Source organism: Rhabdaerophilum sp. SD176 (assembly GCF_030143245.1).
Lineage (GTDB): Bacteria > Pseudomonadota > Alphaproteobacteria > Rhizobiales > Beijerinckiaceae > Rhabdaerophilum.
In genome coordinates, this window is record NZ_JARJNS010000007.1 from 1 (window position 1) to 16,014 (window position 16,014).

14 protein-coding genes are annotated in these 16,014 nt (G+C 62.2%); 6 read left to right on the top strand and 8 right to left on the bottom strand.

Annotated elements, in window-relative coordinates:
* Positions 1-219: 219 nt before the first annotated feature.
* The 5 genes from P0652_RS16220 to P0652_RS16245 all read left to right on the top strand — a co-directional run bounded on the left by P0652_RS16220 (position 220) and on the right by P0652_RS16245 (position 6,382).
* Positions 220-2,016 carry a pentapeptide repeat-containing protein gene (locus P0652_RS16220; protein WP_284179914.1) on the top strand — a complete coding sequence of 599 codons (1,797 nt, stop codon included), beginning with the start codon at positions 220-222 and terminating at the stop codon, positions 2,014-2,016.
* Between the two features lie 381 nt (positions 2,017-2,397).
* The gene (locus P0652_RS16225; protein WP_284179915.1) at positions 2,398-3,105 is read left to right on the top strand and encodes an IS6 family transposase; all 708 of its coding nucleotides are present in this window, start codon (positions 2,398-2,400) and stop codon (positions 3,103-3,105) included.
* A 248-nt stretch (positions 3,106-3,353) separates the two neighbouring features.
* On the top strand, positions 3,354-5,165 hold the full coding sequence (locus tag P0652_RS16235) for a mechanosensitive ion channel family protein (RefSeq protein ID WP_284179916.1): 1,812 nt from the start codon (positions 3,354-3,356) through the stop codon (positions 5,163-5,165).
* Positions 5,166-5,239: 74 nt separating this feature from the next.
* A complete protein-coding gene (locus tag P0652_RS16240; RefSeq protein WP_284180086.1) occupies positions 5,240-5,500 on the top strand; it encodes an alpha/beta hydrolase in 261 nt (86 codons plus the stop codon).
* Between the two features lie 171 nt (positions 5,501-5,671).
* Positions 5,672-6,382, top strand: coding sequence for an aquaporin (locus tag P0652_RS16245; protein ID WP_284179917.1), 711 nt, complete (start codon positions 5,672-5,674; stop codon positions 6,380-6,382).
* A 325-nt stretch (positions 6,383-6,707) separates the two neighbouring features.
* Here P0652_RS16245 and P0652_RS16250 read toward each other — a convergent pair whose 3' ends face one another.
* Genes P0652_RS16250 through P0652_RS16285 form a run of 8 tightly spaced genes read right to left on the bottom strand, consistent with a single transcriptional unit; the run spans position 6,708 to position 14,981 of the window.
* A complete protein-coding gene (locus tag P0652_RS16250; RefSeq protein ID WP_284179918.1) occupies positions 6,708-8,273 on the bottom strand; it encodes an AMP-binding protein in 1,566 nt (521 codons plus the stop codon).
* Complete coding sequence (locus P0652_RS16255) at positions 8,263-9,294, bottom strand: zinc-dependent alcohol dehydrogenase family protein (RefSeq protein ID WP_284179919.1); 1,032 nt, start codon at positions 9,292-9,294, stop codon at positions 8,263-8,265. The genes P0652_RS16250 and P0652_RS16255 overlap by 11 nt, the downstream gene beginning before the upstream one ends.
* 20 nt (positions 9,295-9,314) lie before the next feature.
* Positions 9,315-10,454, bottom strand: coding sequence for an acyl-CoA dehydrogenase family protein (locus P0652_RS16260; protein WP_284179920.1), 1,140 nt, complete (start codon positions 10,452-10,454; stop codon positions 9,315-9,317).
* Complete coding sequence (locus tag P0652_RS16265) at positions 10,444-11,391, bottom strand: branched-chain amino acid ABC transporter permease (RefSeq protein ID WP_284179921.1); 948 nt, start codon at positions 11,389-11,391, stop codon at positions 10,444-10,446. Before P0652_RS16265 ends, P0652_RS16260 begins: the two co-directional genes overlap by 11 nt.
* Positions 11,388-12,251: a branched-chain amino acid ABC transporter permease gene (locus tag P0652_RS16270; RefSeq protein WP_284179922.1), complete on the bottom strand. Its 864-nt coding sequence runs from the start codon at positions 12,249-12,251 to the stop codon at positions 11,388-11,390. Before P0652_RS16270 ends, P0652_RS16265 begins: the two co-directional genes overlap by 4 nt.
* Before the next feature lie 16 nt (positions 12,252-12,267).
* Positions 12,268-13,482 carry an ABC transporter substrate-binding protein gene (locus P0652_RS16275; protein WP_284179923.1) on the bottom strand — a complete coding sequence of 405 codons (1,215 nt, stop codon included), beginning with the start codon at positions 13,480-13,482 and terminating at the stop codon, positions 12,268-12,270.
* A gap of 28 nt (positions 13,483-13,510) precedes the next feature.
* Positions 13,511-14,212: an ABC transporter ATP-binding protein gene (locus P0652_RS16280; protein WP_284179924.1), complete on the bottom strand. Its 702-nt coding sequence runs from the start codon at positions 14,210-14,212 to the stop codon at positions 13,511-13,513.
* Between the two features lies 1 nt (position 14,213).
* On the bottom strand, positions 14,214-14,981 hold the full coding sequence (locus P0652_RS16285) for an ABC transporter ATP-binding protein (RefSeq protein ID WP_284179925.1): 768 nt from the start codon (positions 14,979-14,981) through the stop codon (positions 14,214-14,216).
* A gap of 137 nt (positions 14,982-15,118) precedes the next feature.
* Between P0652_RS16285 and P0652_RS16290 the strand changes: the two genes are divergently transcribed.
* Entirely contained in the window at positions 15,119-16,009 is an 891-nt protein-coding gene (locus P0652_RS16290) for a LysR substrate-binding domain-containing protein (protein ID WP_284179926.1), read from the top strand.
* Positions 16,010-16,014: the final 5 nt, after the last annotated feature.

Consider the following 16,014-nt stretch of genomic DNA (forward strand, 5'->3'; position numbering starts at 1 on the left):
CAGTCCGTCCTCAGCAGGGCCGGACTCTAACTCCATGTGGAGGAAAATCTCAGTGGCAGGTCACCTTCATTTTGCGTCAGGCTGAGGAGGGCTGCTAAGCAGAGCCTGATGTCGAGTTGCAGGATTATATTGAGGGCGCGTATTCTTCGGACGGCAGAACTGCTCGTCAATTGAGCGAGAAGGGCATTGGCAGCAATGATTAAAAGTCGAAGGCGCCAAATGAACGAGAATATTTCTACCAAAACCCCGCCGTTTATAAATAAGAAGTCATTAAAAAACGAAATATCTTTCAATAAACGGGCATTCAACCGAATGCTTAAGCGCGCGAATCCATGGCTTAAAAGCTTAGCATTTTCAGCAGATAGACCTGACTTTATTGAAGATCGACGCCAGGCCTGCCTAAAAAGACTGAAGGCCGATCGTGATCATTGGAATGCGTGGGCCGATGCGATGCTCGAGTCCAAGGCCTTGCTAGAAATGGCCGGACAATGGCAAGTCGTTGACCGCACAGGTTACTGGGCCCCCCGGCTTGGCGAGCCCTCCTTAGAGGAGGGGGCTAATGCTGAAACCCGTCGATGGCTTGATCTTGCCTATTGTGACTTCCGTGGACATATCTTCGACGCTTCGCCAATTTTAGTTGGATTCCGGTTCCCCGGCGTCGCTGACTTCGGTGTGATCGAGACCGGCGCAGGTTTACAGCGTACCTGCTTTCCAGATGGGGTAAACTTTGCTGGAGCCGTCTTCGAAGGTCACGCGCTCTTTTCGCACACCGTCTTCGGCGGAGGCGGTCCAAACTTCATTGGAGTGCAATTCAGGCATGAGGCCTTTTTCCTAGGTGCCATCTTTGAAGGTCAAGCTGAGTTCAACCGCGTGAATTTCAGCGGGCTGGTCACGTTCGATTCTGCCGAATTTCGCGAGTTTTTAACGATGGCAGAAGCAAGCTTTACGGAGTCGTTGTCAGTCAACGGAACTGTTTTTCATGATGTGGTTTCCTTCGAGAGCGCACGCTTTCAAGACGAAGCATTCTTCGATGGCGCAAAATTTAGAGATTTTGTTTTATTTCAAGACGCCCATTTCGCCTCCATGGCTCTTTTTGGTACTACTGAATTCCTTATCGGGGCCAGTTTCATTGGCACTACATTTTCAGGAGATGTGTATTTTTCGTTAAAACCTGGAGAATATAAACACAAAAAGCCATGCCGATTTAATGGAGCAATGGTCTTTCGCCGTGCGATATTCGAGCGCGCAGTTATCTTCGACGACGCTACTTTCGAATATGAGAGCGATTTCGTCGCTATACAGGCCAAGAGTCTGTTTTCAATAACTGGCGTGACCTTCAAAGGGATTCCTGATTTTAGCCAAGCAGACTTCAAACAGGCCCCCCAGCTAGATCAGGCGCACTTCCTAGAGGGCAAGCGTATGCCGAATCGCGACAGCGATTTCGACCCACTGGCAAGGTCAAGGGGTAGCGAGAATGAGAAAATTGAGCTTCCCGCTCGTTACCGCGCATTGAAACGACTGGCGATCCAGAGCCACGACTTCCGCAATGAACTCGACTTCCATGCTGAAGAGCTCAAGGCGCGCCGTGGAGTTATCGACTTTCCATTCGGTCGAGGCATGGGGTCGTATTGGTTCGGAATAATCTACGAGATCACTTCGGATTTCGGCAGGTCGCTCTTGCGCCCCCTGGTCTGCTGGCTGGTCCTGCTAGTCTTAAGCGCCAGCGCCTATTTCGCGGCGCAACTCGTCCGCCCCGATCATTGCTCCTCGATTGAATCGGCAGCTTACATCGCGATCCGCAAGGGCATCGCCATCGTCAACACGGAGGCGGCTGAGAAAACAAAGCAGGCCTACGCCTGCCTCTACGGCAATGAAGCGACAAGTGTGGCGGGGTCTATCCCCATTGCCGTAGTGCCCTATGTTGTCGAAGCAGTGGCTATAACCCAAACTCTAGTCTCGGGCGCGCTCCTTTTTCTCCTCATTTTGGCGCTCAGAAATCGCTTCCGCATCCGGTGATCCACCTAATCAGGACTAAGCGAGTTGTCAGCGTCTGGCTCGTTATGGGATTTTGCTCCAGAGCTTGTCCTTCATCACCACAGTCTTCAAAGCGAGGCCCCGAAATGACTTCTTTCAGTTTCGACGCCCGGACTGCTGAATGACGGCTATGGCGGCGCGAAGCCGACCAACCGGCACTTTAAGCTTCAGCGGCGGTTTGGTTCCTGAAAGGGGAACCAAAATGGTGTCGCAGCAGGATCCATAATTTTATCTGATAATATCAATTACATACGTGTTCGTATCTTTATTCGATAAGGGGCACCACATCGCTCGTTAAGTTGCGAGGCACTGTCAGAGGAAAATCGGGTTGCCGCTGACGGGGAGGGTGGCTAGCCGGACCGGATGAGCAACGCCCGCATTTTTCGGTATTTCAAAACGAGCCCCGAGATCATCCGCCTCGCAGTGATGATGTATGTCCGCTACCCGCTCTCGCTTCGGAACGTCGAGGATCTGCTCCACGAGCGGGGCATCGACATCACGCATGAGACGGTGCGGTACTGGTGGAACCGGTTCGGGACGATTTTCGTGGCGGAGATCCGGCGCAGTCGTGTCCAGGCGATGCGGAATTTCCAGCATCGTCGGTGGCATCTCGACGAGGTCTTTGTGAAGATCAACGGCGTGAAGCACTATCTCTGGCGCGCTGTCGATCACGACGGCGAGGTGCTCGAGAGCTTCGTCACGAAGCGCCGAGATAAGAAAGCAGCGTTGAAGTTCCTCAGGAAATCGCTGCGCATGCATGGTCCGACCGAGACGATCGTCACGGATCGCCTCGCATCATACGGCGCGGCTCTCAAGGTGTTGGGCGCCATCGACAAACGCGAAACCGGCCGCTGGTTGAACAACCGGGCCGAGAATTCCCACCAGCCATTTCGACGACGAGAACGGGCGATGCTCCGCTTCCGGCGGATGCGAAGTTTGCAGAAATTCGCCGCGGTCCACGGCTCGATCCACAATCACTTCAACCAGGAACGACACCTCTCATCCAGGCCAACATTCAAGGAGCGCCGCGCCGCCGCACTGACCGAGTGGCGTCAACTTTGCGCGGCCTGATCCATGCTGGGGTAGGGCACTTTCCGAGACTATTTTGGTTTGTCTGACAGCACCATTCTGGTCGCAGATCGCGTCTCATCGATGAACTCCCGACGCTCTAGGGCCAGATCGATCTGGCCAGCGAACCAATCCCGACTTTGCTTCAGAATATCAGGACGGTGTTGTTTGACGGCGCGCCATCGACGCTTGAACCGCCTTGCCAGTCGCGGTTAGAAGGGGTGTACGCCCAAAAAGAAGAACATAACGCGATGGACGATTCAAACCCACTTGTTCCGATTGTCGAAGCCATCGAACTCCTTGCCGGCGATGTCGAGCGCCGCTGGCTGCGGCTGGCCACGGTCGGCCAGCATCTGGAGGCCTTGGTGTCCCGGATCGAGGCCACCGGGTGGCCGGCCCCCGGCCTAGGCCTCGCGATCCTCGGCATCATCGGCATCATGGTGGCTGCGCGCTTCTGGCGCCTCACGCTCGCGCGGTTGCTTCGCATTAAGCCGGACGGAGACAGCGCCCGCCTGAAGCTGATCGCCATGGGTTTCGGGCTGGCGGCTGCGGTGCTGGTGATCCAGCTGGTATCCAGCCCTGGTCCGATCCGCCGGGCCCTGCTGCTCAGTGCCGCGGGCACGGTACTCGGCATGCTGGCCTTCGACCTACTCGGCTGGATCATGGCACGGCGTGGCCCTGCGCCGGGCCTCCGGCGGTTCACACGAATCATTGCGGCGGCGATCCTCTGGGCGCTTGCCGGAGCCGGGATTCTCGCCGTGCTGCGCCAGTTCACCGCGGCGTTGCCGCTTCGTGATGCCGTAGGCACGTTTCTCGTGGCCCTGCCGGTCACGATCCTGCTGATCATCGCCTATTGGCGCGAACGCCGCGCCGTATCCTACACAATCGTTCACGACGGCAGGCTGCCTGATCTGGGCATGCGGCTGGCGATGCGCTGGCCCGCCTTTGCGATTGGTCTCGTCATTGTCGCATTTCTGCTGCTCCAGATCTTTAGCATGCGGGAAATCCCGATTGGCGCCGGCCCGACGGCCTTCACGCTGGTCCTGCTTCTTCTCTTGCCCTTCATCGATGTGCGGATTGCCCGCTGGGCGCGCTCGGGGCTCGATGGGGATCGCATCGGAGTCAGCAGCGTGGCCGCGCGACGGTCATTGCGGCTGGCTGTCGCGACGATCATCATTGCCCTTGTGCTTATCGTATGGGCTCGTCCCGTGGCCACCCTGCTCGGCGTAGAGCTCACGCTGGCATTCTGGCTTGTCCTTGAACTGGCCGGCATCCTGCTGATCGCCGCCTATTTCTGGAATCTCATTGGGGTTGCGGTTGATCGCAGCATGGGCGCCGCGAATGCAGCAACGCGGGACCACCATGATTCCGAGGAATTGTCGACACCGCGCTCGCGTCTCGGCACCATCCTGCCGCTAACAGCCGGCGTTGCGAAGTCCGGGATCCTAGCGCTCGCCGTGCTCAGCGCCCTGCTGGCGCTGGGCGTGAATGTCTGGCCCTTCATCACCGGTCTGTCCGTGTTCGGGCTTGCGATCAGCTTCGGATCGCAGACCCTGGTGAAGGACATCATTTCCGGCCTGTTTTTCCTCGCGGATGATGCCTTCCGCCTCGGGGAATATGTCGAGACCTCCAGCGCCAAGGGAACCGTCGAAAAGATCTCGATCCGATCGATCTCGCTGCGCAACCCACGCGGGCCGTTGGCCACCATCCCCTATGGCCAGATCGGCAAGCTCATCAACCACTCGCGGGACTGGGTCATCGTCAAGATGGTTTTCCGTGTCGCCTTCGACACCGATGCCGAAATGGTGCGCAAGCTGTTCAAGAAGATCGGCCAGGACCTGATGGCGGACCCCGAGCTCGCCCAGGATTTGCTTGAACCGTTCAAGGGGCAGGGGATCGGCGCCGTCGAGGATGGCACGCTGCTGATCCGGGCCAAGTTCAAGGCGCGGGCAGGCCGGCAGTTCGCGGCCCGAAAGGCGATCCTTGCCGCGGTGCACAGGGCGTTCCGCGAAAACGGCATCCAGACTTCGCCGCGGCCGTTGCTGCTGCCTGAAAACGGTTGATTACCGCTGAGATTTGACCCGGGTCACTTCTCAACGAAAAACCCGGGTCAAATCTCAGCGGTAATCAACACAATATTCCGACATTGTCATTCGGCAGCACATTCGACACCCAGACGCCAGCGAGTTGGGCCAAGATCGCCATCGAGAAGCTAACGAATGCGCAGGCTTTCATGATCCCCGAGGCTGGCCATGGGGCGGTCGTCTACCAGCCCTGTGTCGCCGAAATGGGCGTTGCCTTCATCGACAATCCGAAGCGCAGGTTTGACAATTCTTGCGCCCGGAGCATCAAGGTCGATTGGCATATCGCACCATGGGTGGCGGCACCGAAAAAATGAGGCGTATATCCGCAATCATGAACGGCGCCGGGTCTTTCGATGGATTGACCCGTTGGCAAAGCCAATGCTTTAAGGCAACGCTTTCCAATCGCTTATCTTCCCAGCTCTAGACAAGCATGGAACTCTACCGCCATGGCGCGACCACGGCCTTATTTCGAGGAGAACGATCCAATGAAGAAACCCTTCGCCGAGTTTATCGGAACATTCACGCTTGTGTTCTTCGGTTGCGGGGCGGCCGTCATTGCCGGCATGGGTTCGGGACCAACAGCGATCGATATTCTCGGGATTTCGTTTGCCTTCGGCCTGGCAATCGTCGCCATGGCCTATGGAATCGGCCCGGTCTCCGGATGCCACGTCAATCCGGCCGTCAGCGTTGGCGCCTACATCGCCGGGCGCATGGAATTGGGCGATCTGATCTCTTATGTCATCGCGCAGGTCCTTGGTGCCGTTGCCGGCGCGCTTGTGCTGTTCCTGATCCTCAGCGGGAAGGCGCAGGGCTGGAATGGCGGGCTCGGTCAGAATGGCTGGGGCGTCGGCTATCTCGGCGGATATGCCATGGCCTCGGCATTCTTGTTTGAAGCAGTGGCAACCTTCCTGTTCCTGGTCGTCATCCTTGGCGTGACCCAGAAGGGCCAACCAAACGAACTGGCTGGCCTTGCCATTGGCCTGACGCTCGTGGCGATCCACATCGTCGGGATCAACGTCACCGGTGTTTCGGTCAATCCAGCGCGCTCCCTCGGTCCGGCTTTAGTTGGCATGGGAACCAATCCTGCAGCGCTGGGCCAGGTTTGGCTCTTCCTCCTCGCCCCTCTCGTCGGCGCTGCTGTGGCTGGCCTGGCCTTCAAGTCGGGCCTTCTGGGCACCCAAGCGCCATCAAAATAAGTCTTTCGCGGAGGGAATTATCGGGCGCGGGCTTTGGTCGCAGCGAATGGCCCCGAAATTTCTGGACGCTGCGAACATCCGGTTTCGGACTACTGCATCGGCTCCGGGAAAGGCCGCCATATCGACGCTGACTTGGCCAAAGGCTCACTCGACTTCAGCCGCTGCTTGGTTTCTGAAAGGGGAACCGAAGTGCTATAGCAATTGCTCTTTAGAAATTATCTCTTAATATCAATAACATAAATGTTCGCATCTTTGTTCGATATGGGGCACCATTTCAAGCCGCCAATCGCCAGCAAAACCCGGCGCGGTGCGGCTTGGTTGAGGCTCAGGGCGATACAGCCCTCGCCTTTCCCGGCCGGTATTCATCCCGGATCTGGCGCTTCAGCAACTTTCCGGTCGGCGAACGGGGGAATTCCTTCCGGAAATCCACACTCCGCGGGCATTTGATCGCCGAAAGCCACTTCCGGCAGAAGGCGACCAGCTCGTCGGACAGGTCTTCGCTGGCCTCCCGCCCGTCGACCAGCTGCACCACCGCCTTCACCTCCTCGCCGAATTCCTCGTTGGGAATGCCGATCACGGCGGCATCAAGCACAGCCTCGTGCTGGAGGAGCAGGTTCTCCACCTCCTGCGGGTAGATATTCACGCCGCCGGAAATGATGACGAAGGACTTGCGGTCGGTCAGATAGAGATAGCCCTCTTCGTCGAGGCGGCCGATATCGCCGAGGCTGGTCCAGCCCCGGGCATTCCGGCTGGACCGGGTCTTCGCCGGGTCGTTGTGGTACTCGAACTGGTGGCCGTTCTCGAAGAAGACCTCGCCCTCCGTGCCCACGGGCATTTCGACACCGTTCTCGTCGCAGATATGGATCACGCCCAGCTTGGCCCGCCCGACCGAACCGACATGTCCGAGCCATTCTTCGGTCGTCAGGGCGGTGAAGCCGTTATTCTCCGTGCCGGCATAATATTCATGGATGATCGGGCCCCACCACCCGATCATGCGGTGTTTCACCTCGACCGGGCATGGCGCGGCGGCATGGACCGCCATGACCATCGACGCGGTCGAGTAGCGGCGGCGCGTTTCCTCGGGCAGTTTCAGCAAGCGCACGAACATGGTCGGGACCCACTGGCTATGGGTGATCCGCTCGGATTCGATCAGGGCGAGGGCCGTCTCGGCATCGAATTTCGGCATGATCACCGCCAAGCCGCCGGTGCGGATCGTCACCATCGTGTGCCGGAGGGGCGCGGCATGATAGAGCGGCGCGGGGCAGAGATAGCGCGTGCCCGGCCCGTAGCCGAACAGGCCTGACAGGAGTTCGATCAGCATGGACGGGCTGCCGACAGGCTGGTCGGGCAAGGCCCATTTCACGCCCTTGGGCCGGCCCGTCGTGCCGGACGAGTAGAGCATGTCGAGCCCCTGCGATTCATCGGCAATCGGGGTGACAGGAGCAACCGCCGCCATCGCGCCGAAGCCCGGCAGGCCCGCACCTTCCTGCCCGACCACGAGGACGGGGCATTGGAGCCGGAGATCGTCGGCGAAAGGCGCGATCCGCGCCACCAGTGCATCCGAAACCAGCACCAGCGCGGCGCCACAATCCTCGATGATATGGCGGATCTCGTCATCGGCGAGATGCGTGCTGGCCGTGGTGTAATAAAGGCCGGTCCGGTCGGCCGCGAAGCAGAGTTCGAGAAATTCGCGCCGGTTTTCCATCAGGATGACGAGATGGTCGCCACGCTTCAGCCCGAGCCGCCGGAACACATGCGCCGCCTGGTTCGCCCGGGCCTCGAGCTCGGCGAAGGTGACAGCCTCGCCGCTTGTGCTGATCCGGAAGGCCACGGCGTCGGGCCGTTCCAGCGCATGGCGGCGGGGATGGAAGGGCGGAAGATCAGGAATCATGGGCATCGAACCGGATGACGGTCTTGCCGATGCCGGACGGGCGCGCCGTCTCGTCGAGCGCGGCCTTGAGCTCGGTGAAGGCGAAGACCTTGCCGATGACGGGGCGGACCTCGTGCAGCACCATGGCTCGCAGCATGGCCTCGAACCCATCGCGATGACCGACCGTGACGCCCTGCAACCGGATCTGGCGGGTCACGATCGCGCCGAGCGGCAGGGTCGGCGCGAGACCGGACAGGACACCGATCAGCGCGATCGTGCCGCCGACACGGATGCACTTGATGGACTGGCCCAATGTCGCTTCGCCGCCAAGCTCGATGATCGTGTCGAACCCGCCCCGCCCGGCCGCGATCTCCCGCGCCGGCCGGGACCATTCCGGCGTGGTCTGGTAGTTGATCGTCGCATCGGCGCCGAGCGCCTTCGCCCGGTCCAGCTTGGCATCGCTGGAGGAGATCACGGTCACATGCGCGCCATGCAGCCTCGCGAATGCGAGCGCGAACAGGGCGACACCGCCGGTCCCCTGGATCAGCACATGATCGCCGGGTCGGGTTGCCGCCAGGCCGGAAATCGCGCTCCAGGCAGTCAGGGCGGCACAGGGCAAGGTGGCCGCTTCCTCGTCCGTCAGATAATAGGGAACGCGGACCACGCCCTCTTCGGAAAGGCAGACGAGATCAGCCATGACGCCATCCAGCGGCCCGCCAAGGGCAGTGGCGAAGCGTTCGGCCGAGGGCTCCCCGGCGATCCAGCCCTGGAAATAGGTCGGGCAGACCCGGTCTCCGACCTTCACCCGCGTGACGCCCGCGCCGGTGGCGATGACGGTGCCGACGCCATCCGAAACCGGGATCAGCGGCAACTCGCCCGTTGCCCGGCCATAGCCCCGGAGCGGGACGATCAGGTCGCGCGCATTCAGCGCGGCTGCCTGCATGCGGATCAGCACCTGCCCGGCCTGCGGAACCGGCTCCGGCCTCTCGGCGAGAACCAGATGGTCGAAGCTCCAGCCGCCCTCGATCTGGAATACGCGCATGCGCCGGTCCCTTCCCGCTTTCACAAGTTGATTGGCGTCGGATCCCAGCGCCCGAGCCGGTCCAGCAGCATGGCCGTGCTGCCATCGGTCAGCGCCGCCAGCTGGGCGGCACCGACATGCCGGGCGAAAGGATGGATCTCGCGCAGGCCCTCGGCGCCCATGGCATGCATCAGCGCGGGCAATTCCCGCTGGGCGAGGGCAACCGCGTTCACCTTCGCGGCAGCCGCGAGATGGCGGACATCGCCGCCGGCCTCGATGGCACTGACGGCGCTCTCCACCAGCGCCCAGGCGGCGGCGAGCGCGGTGGCGCATGCGGCCGGCTTCTCGCGCCAGACGGCATGCTCGTCCAGCGGCTTCCCGAAGCTCCGCCGCGTTCCACCATAGGCCTGGACAATGCGGAGCCCGGCCGAGACCATGGCGCAGCACATTGCCGCGACATAGATCCGCGCGCCGTTGATCTCCTCGAGGATGGCCTTGAAGGCGGTCCCGGCAGGCAGGAGCAGGCGTTCATCCGGCACGAGGCAATGGTCGAGCCGGAACCCGCCGGTGCCGATACTGGCCTGCGGAATGACGGATTCCACCGGATACCGCGTGACGGCCGGATCGGTCAGGTCCACGAGGAACGCGGCGATGCCGGCACCCTGCCCCGGCTGCCCGGTCTGCGCATAGACGATGGCATGGCGCGCATGCCGCGCATTGACGATCCATCGCTTCTCGCCGTCCAGCATCCAGCCGGTCGAGGTCTTTTCGGCCCGGCATTGCATGGCCGCGGCGTCCGAGCCGGCACCGGGCTCTGTCAAGGCGGTGCAGGCACTGGCCCGCCCGGCCAGCAGGTCCGGCAGCAGCGCGCGGGCCAGATCGGGCGGGGCGGAAAGGACGATGCGCTTCGCGACGTTGTGCGTATTCACAAGCGCCATCGCGAGGCCGAAATCGACCGCAGCGAGGATGGCACAGGCCTCGACCTTGGCCCGGAACGACAGGCCGAGCCCGCCGAAGGCTGGCGGCACCTCAACCGCTGTCAGGCCGATCGCCCCCGCCCTGGCAAGCAGGGTCGGATCGGGCGAGGCCCCGCGTGCCCAGCCGGGCGCGGCCGGAGCCACCACTTCCCGCGTGAAGGCCCTGACCTCGGCGAGGAAAGCCCGGGTGGCCTCATCCGCCATGGCGGACCTCCCGCCGGATGATCCGGGCGAAGGCGGCCTTGGCGATCCCGACAATGCCGATGGGCATGAAGATCGTCGCGAGAACGAGGATCAGCCCGTAGAGGATCAGCCGGAAACTGTCGGCAAAGCGCAGCAATTCCGGCAGGAAAACCACGAGGAAGGCCCCGATCGCCGGCCCGGCAATCGTGCCCGACCCGCCGAGGATCACCGCGAGGATGGCATCGAGCGATTGCGCGACACCGAAGATCTCGGGGTTGATGAAGCCCTGGAAATGCGCGTAGAGCGCGCCGCCGAGCCCGGCATACATGGCCGAGATGACGAAGGCGAAGAGCTTGTACTTCCACGCGGCGATGCCAAGCGCGGCCACGAGATCCTCGTTCTGGCGGATGGCGAGCAGGATCTCGCCCACGCGGGACCGGGCGATCAGCGCCGCCAGCAGCGTCAGCGAGGCGGCCAGCACGAGCGCGAGATAATAGAAGGCCTCACGATTGCCGCCCCAGGGCTTCGGAATGTTCGAGATCCCCGCCTCGCCCTTGGTGAGTTCGGAATAGTTCACCAGCACGATGACGATGATCAGGTTGAAGGCCAGCGTGACGATGGCGAAGTAATGGCCCTTGACCCGCAGGCTGGGATAGCCGGTTGCGAGCGCGAACAGGGCCGTGATCAGCGGCGCCATGATCATGGTGGCCCAGAGCGGCCACTGGAAGTTGAGCCCCATCAAGGTCGAGCCATAGGCGCCGATGCCCATGAAACCCGCCTGCACGATGGAGACATAGCCTGTGAACCCCTGGATGAGGTTCTGCCCCTGCGCGACGATCACCCAGATCAAGGCAAGGATGCTCAGATGGAGATAATATTTGACGGTCAGCACCTGCGGCAGGACTGCGAGCAGGGCCAGGGCGAGCAGCCATGGAAGGAGCGCGAGGATCCGGTTCATGGCGCGCGCCCCAGCAGGCCCTGCGGCCGGATCAGCAGGACGAGGATCATCACGACAAAGGCGATGACATCCTTGTAGGCCGAGGAAATGAAGCCGGCAGCGATGGATTCGGTGATCCCGAGCACGGTGCCGCCGAGGATCGCGCCGGGGAAGGACCCGAGCCCGCCGAGGATCAGCACGGCAAAACCCTTGACGACCAGCCCCTCGCCGATGCCCGGGGCGATCGCGAAGAGCGCGCCGACCATGATGCCGGCCGCCACGCCGAGCGCGGTCGACATGCCGAACACGATCAGCGGGATGGTACGCACATTGACGCCCATCAGGATGGCCGCGTCGCGGTTCTCGGCCACCGCCCGGATCGCCTGGCCGGTCTTGGTCCGCTCGACGAAGATCATCATCGCCACGACCAGCACGATGGCGGCGACGATCACGTAGAGGCGGAGTTCCGGAACGGTGATCCCGCCGAGCCGGAACACCCGGGAGAGCCCGGTGGGGATGACAACCTGCTCATGGCCGAACAGCTGGAGATTGATGCCCTCGACCATCATGGTCAGGCCGAGGGCAACGATGAAGGCGTTGATATGGTTGGCATTCCGCACGGGGCGATAGGCGAGGATCTCGACCAGCATCCCGAGAAGGATGCCGGCGACGAGCGCGACCGGAATGGCCGCCAGCACCGGCAGACCCTGCGAGGTCGCAAGAAAATAGGTGAGGTACCCGCCGAACATCGAGATCGAGCCATGGGCGAAATGGGCGATCCCGAGAATGCCGAAAACGGTGGTCAGGCCGAGGGCGATCAGCACATAGACGCCGCCGATCGCCAGACCGTTGATCGTCTGCTGGAGAATTTCGATCAGCATCGGCCTGCCCGATCCGTTACTTCAGCGTGCTGAGGAACTGCGAATAGGCCTTCGAATCCGAGGGAAGATCCTCGACGAACACCCATTTGCCCTTCTGCCACTGGAAGGCGCCGTTGGACGTGTAGGCCTGGCCGTTGACGTCGAACATCTTTCCGTCGACCGGCTGGTACTGCATCACCACCTGCGGCGGAACGGCAAGGTTGCGCAACGCCTTGGCGACAGCTTCCGTATTCTCCGCCGTGCCGGCTGCCTCGATCGCCGCCTTCAGCGCATAGAGCTGGTCATAGGCGTAGGGGGAGCTGGGCGACGGCGAGGCATTGTACTTCTTGGTGTAGTTGGCGTGGTAGGCGACGCCGTTCTTGCTGGCGGAAAGCAGCGTCAGCTCGGTCGGGCGGAGATCCCAGACGCCTTCCATCTGTTCCGAGGTCGTGACGCGGAGGAACTGCTCCTCGCTGCCGCTGGTGAAGCCGTAGCGCGGGATGTTCATGCCCAGCTCAACCGCCTGACGATAGACGAAGGCGGCGGGCTCGACATAGCCGACGACGAGGATGGCATCGGGGTTGAGCCCGCGGATCTTCGTCAGCTGCGGGGTCATGTCGCGATCCTTGAGCGAGAAGACCTCGCGGGCGATGATCTCGCCGCCGACCTTCTTGATCTCGCGTTCGACGGAATCGACATACTGGGCGTAGAAGCCGACATCGAGCGCGCCGAGCACCGCGATCCGCTTCTGGCCCTTCCGCGCGATGAAGGTGCCGGCCGCCTGGCCGGTATAATCCGCCGGCGGACGCGTACGGACGAGATTCGGGATCTTCTTGGTGGTGATCGAGCGCTCGGCCGCATTGCCGACCAGCATCACGGCCTTTTCGTTGCCGATGAAGGACGCGACCGCGCTGGTCGAGCCCGAGCAGCAGAAGCCGAGGATGTATTTCACGCCATCGCGGTCGATCAGCTTCCGAACCGCGTTGGTGGCTTCGGTCGGGTTGGCCTTGTCGTCATAGGCGATGACATCGATCTTGTAGATATCCGGGCCGGCCTTGATGCCGCCTGCCGCATTGATTTCCTCGGCGGCCATTTTCACCGCATTCGCCTGCGGCAGGCCGTAAACAGCGCCGCCCCCGGTCAGGGCGTCGGCGACGCCGACAGTAAGCTTCTTTTCCGCCGCCAGCGACGAGCCGGCGACGAGAGTCAGCGCCAGGGCGGCGCAGGCACGCGTGAACTTGTGTTTGGACATGGTTTCCTCCGTTGTCGTTTCTTGTCGGTCAGTGACCGAGATAGGCACGCATCACATCCGGGTGGTTCTTGAGGGCGCCGGCAGCGCCCTCCATGACGATCCGCCCGGCTTCGAACAGGTAGGCGCGGTCCGCGAGGTTGAGCGCCATCATCGAATTCTGCTCCACCAGCAGGATGGTCACGCCCATCGCCTTGATCCGGGCGAGGGTCTCGAACACGCTGGCGACAATCTTCGGCGCGAGGCCCAGCGAGGGCTCGTCGAACAGGCAGATCCGGGGCCGCGCCATGAGTGCCCGCGCGATCGCCAGCATCTCCTGCTCGCCGCCGGAGAGCTTCCCCGCCGCCTGGGACTGGCGTTCCCGCAGGATCGGGAACATGTCCATCATCCGGGAGAGATCGGCTTCCTGCTCGGGGTCGGTGCGCGTATAGGCCCCCATGCGGAGGTTCTGGATCACGCTCATCTGCGGGAAAACCTGCCGCCCCTCGGGGCACATGGTGATGCCGGCGCGGACAATCGCATGGCCGCTTGCCCGGGTGATGTCATTCCCCTCGAACGAGATCGATCCGCCCGAGGCCGGCACCAGCCCGCAGATCGCCTTCAGCGTGGAGGATTTCCCGGCTCCGTTCGCGCCGATCAGCGCGACGCATTCGCCAGCGGCGACATCGAGACTGACGCCATGCACCACCTCGATGCCGCCATAGCTGACCTTGAGATCGCGGACACTCAGCATGTCAGGCCGCCTCGCCGAGATAGGCGTCGATGACGGCAGGGTTCGCGCGGATCTCGGCCGGGCTGCCTTCGGCGATCTTGGCGCCGAAATTCAGCACGACGATCCGGTCGCACAGCGCCATGATCAACGCCATGTGATGCTCGATGATCACCACCGCGATGCCGCGCTGGCGGATGCCGCGGATCAGTTCGGCAAGCTCCTGCCGCTCATGCTCCACCAGCCCGGCCGCCGGCTCGTCGACCAGCAGGATGCGCGGCTGCGCGGCCAGCGCCGTGGCGATCATCAGGAAGCGCTGCTGGCCGGAAGAAAGGCTCGCGACAGGACGATCCGCAACCGGGTGGAGCGCGCAGAGCCGGAGAACCTCGTCAACCTGGCTGTCGATATCCGCCTGTTCGCGCCGCCAGCTCCCGAATGGCAGGATCGATGCAAACGGATTGACCTGCCGGATCGCATGGCACCCCATGGCCACATGCTGGCGTACGGTGAATTCGGGGAAGACACGCGCCGTCTGGAAGGTGCGGCTCAGGCCCCGGCCGACGCGCTGCGCTTCCGGCAATCCCTCGATCGGCTCTCCGGCAAGGATGATCGAACCCGATGTCGGCGGAAACACGCCCGACAGGACATTGACCGTGGTTGATTTTCCGGAACCGTTCGGCCCGATCAGCCCGAGGATCTCGCCCGCCGAAACCGTGAAGGACAAATCCCGCACGGCCCTGACGCCACCGAAACTCTTGGCAAGGCTGTCCACGCGAAGGATCGGCTCGGTCATGATGCAGTTCCACCAGCGACACTACCCTTAGGAGTGTAGGCAGGTCCGGTGCCGGCGGGGTATCGCAAAGATTTGCGCTAGATATTCAATTTTTCGATGATACTCTGGCGCCAGAACAGAAGCCTTCAAGGCCGCCCATGGTCCGCATCCGGAATATCAATTCCATCCATGTCTTTGACAGCGTTGCACGATTTGGCAGCGTGACGAAGGCGGCCCATCATTCGGGCAGCACGCAGAGCTCGGTCAGCTACCATATCAAGAAACTCGAAGCCGATCTCGGCGTGGTGCTGTTCCGGCGCACGGCCCATGGGCTCGAACTGACCGAGGAGGGCGCGAGGCTGGCAAGCCATGTCGATGCGGGCCTCCGCCAGATCGGCAAGGGGATCGACGAGGTCGCGCGGCGCCATGCCACGGTCCGGGTGGCGCTGGTGCCGATGTTCGCGAGCCGCTTCGTCTCCTCGCGCATCAGCCGGCTCCAGCAATCCTGCCCGGATGTCGAGGTCGTGCTGCTCAACCACAACAACACATTTGTCGACTTCCCGGATCCGCGCAGCTTTGCCGATTTCGGCATCCAGTGGGGCCGTGGCAACTGGCCGAAATTCCATGCCGTCCGGCTGTGGGACGAAAGGCTCGTGGCGGTCTGCAGCCCGGATTACCGGGCACGGCTCGCTATCGGGCAGCCGGCGGATGTCCAGCGTTGCACCCTGCTCCATGTCGATGACAAACGGATGTGGGCGGAATGGATGGAGCGCTGCGGCACGAGCCTGCGGGCCGAGCAATCCAGCATGATGCTGGAGGACCGGCATTTCCAGCTCAGCTCGACCATCAACGGACTCGGGATTTCCCTGTTCGCGGAATGGCTGGTCCGGGGAGAGCTTGCCTCCGGCGCCCTTGTCAACCCGTTCGGCCAATCCTGGCCGACAAGCTTCAGCTACCACCTCGTGACACCGAAGGGCGCGCCCCTGCCCCCCGGCGCCAAACGCGTGCGGGACTGGTTCCTCAAGCTGGCCGGCGAGACGGCGCGGTAGCGGGT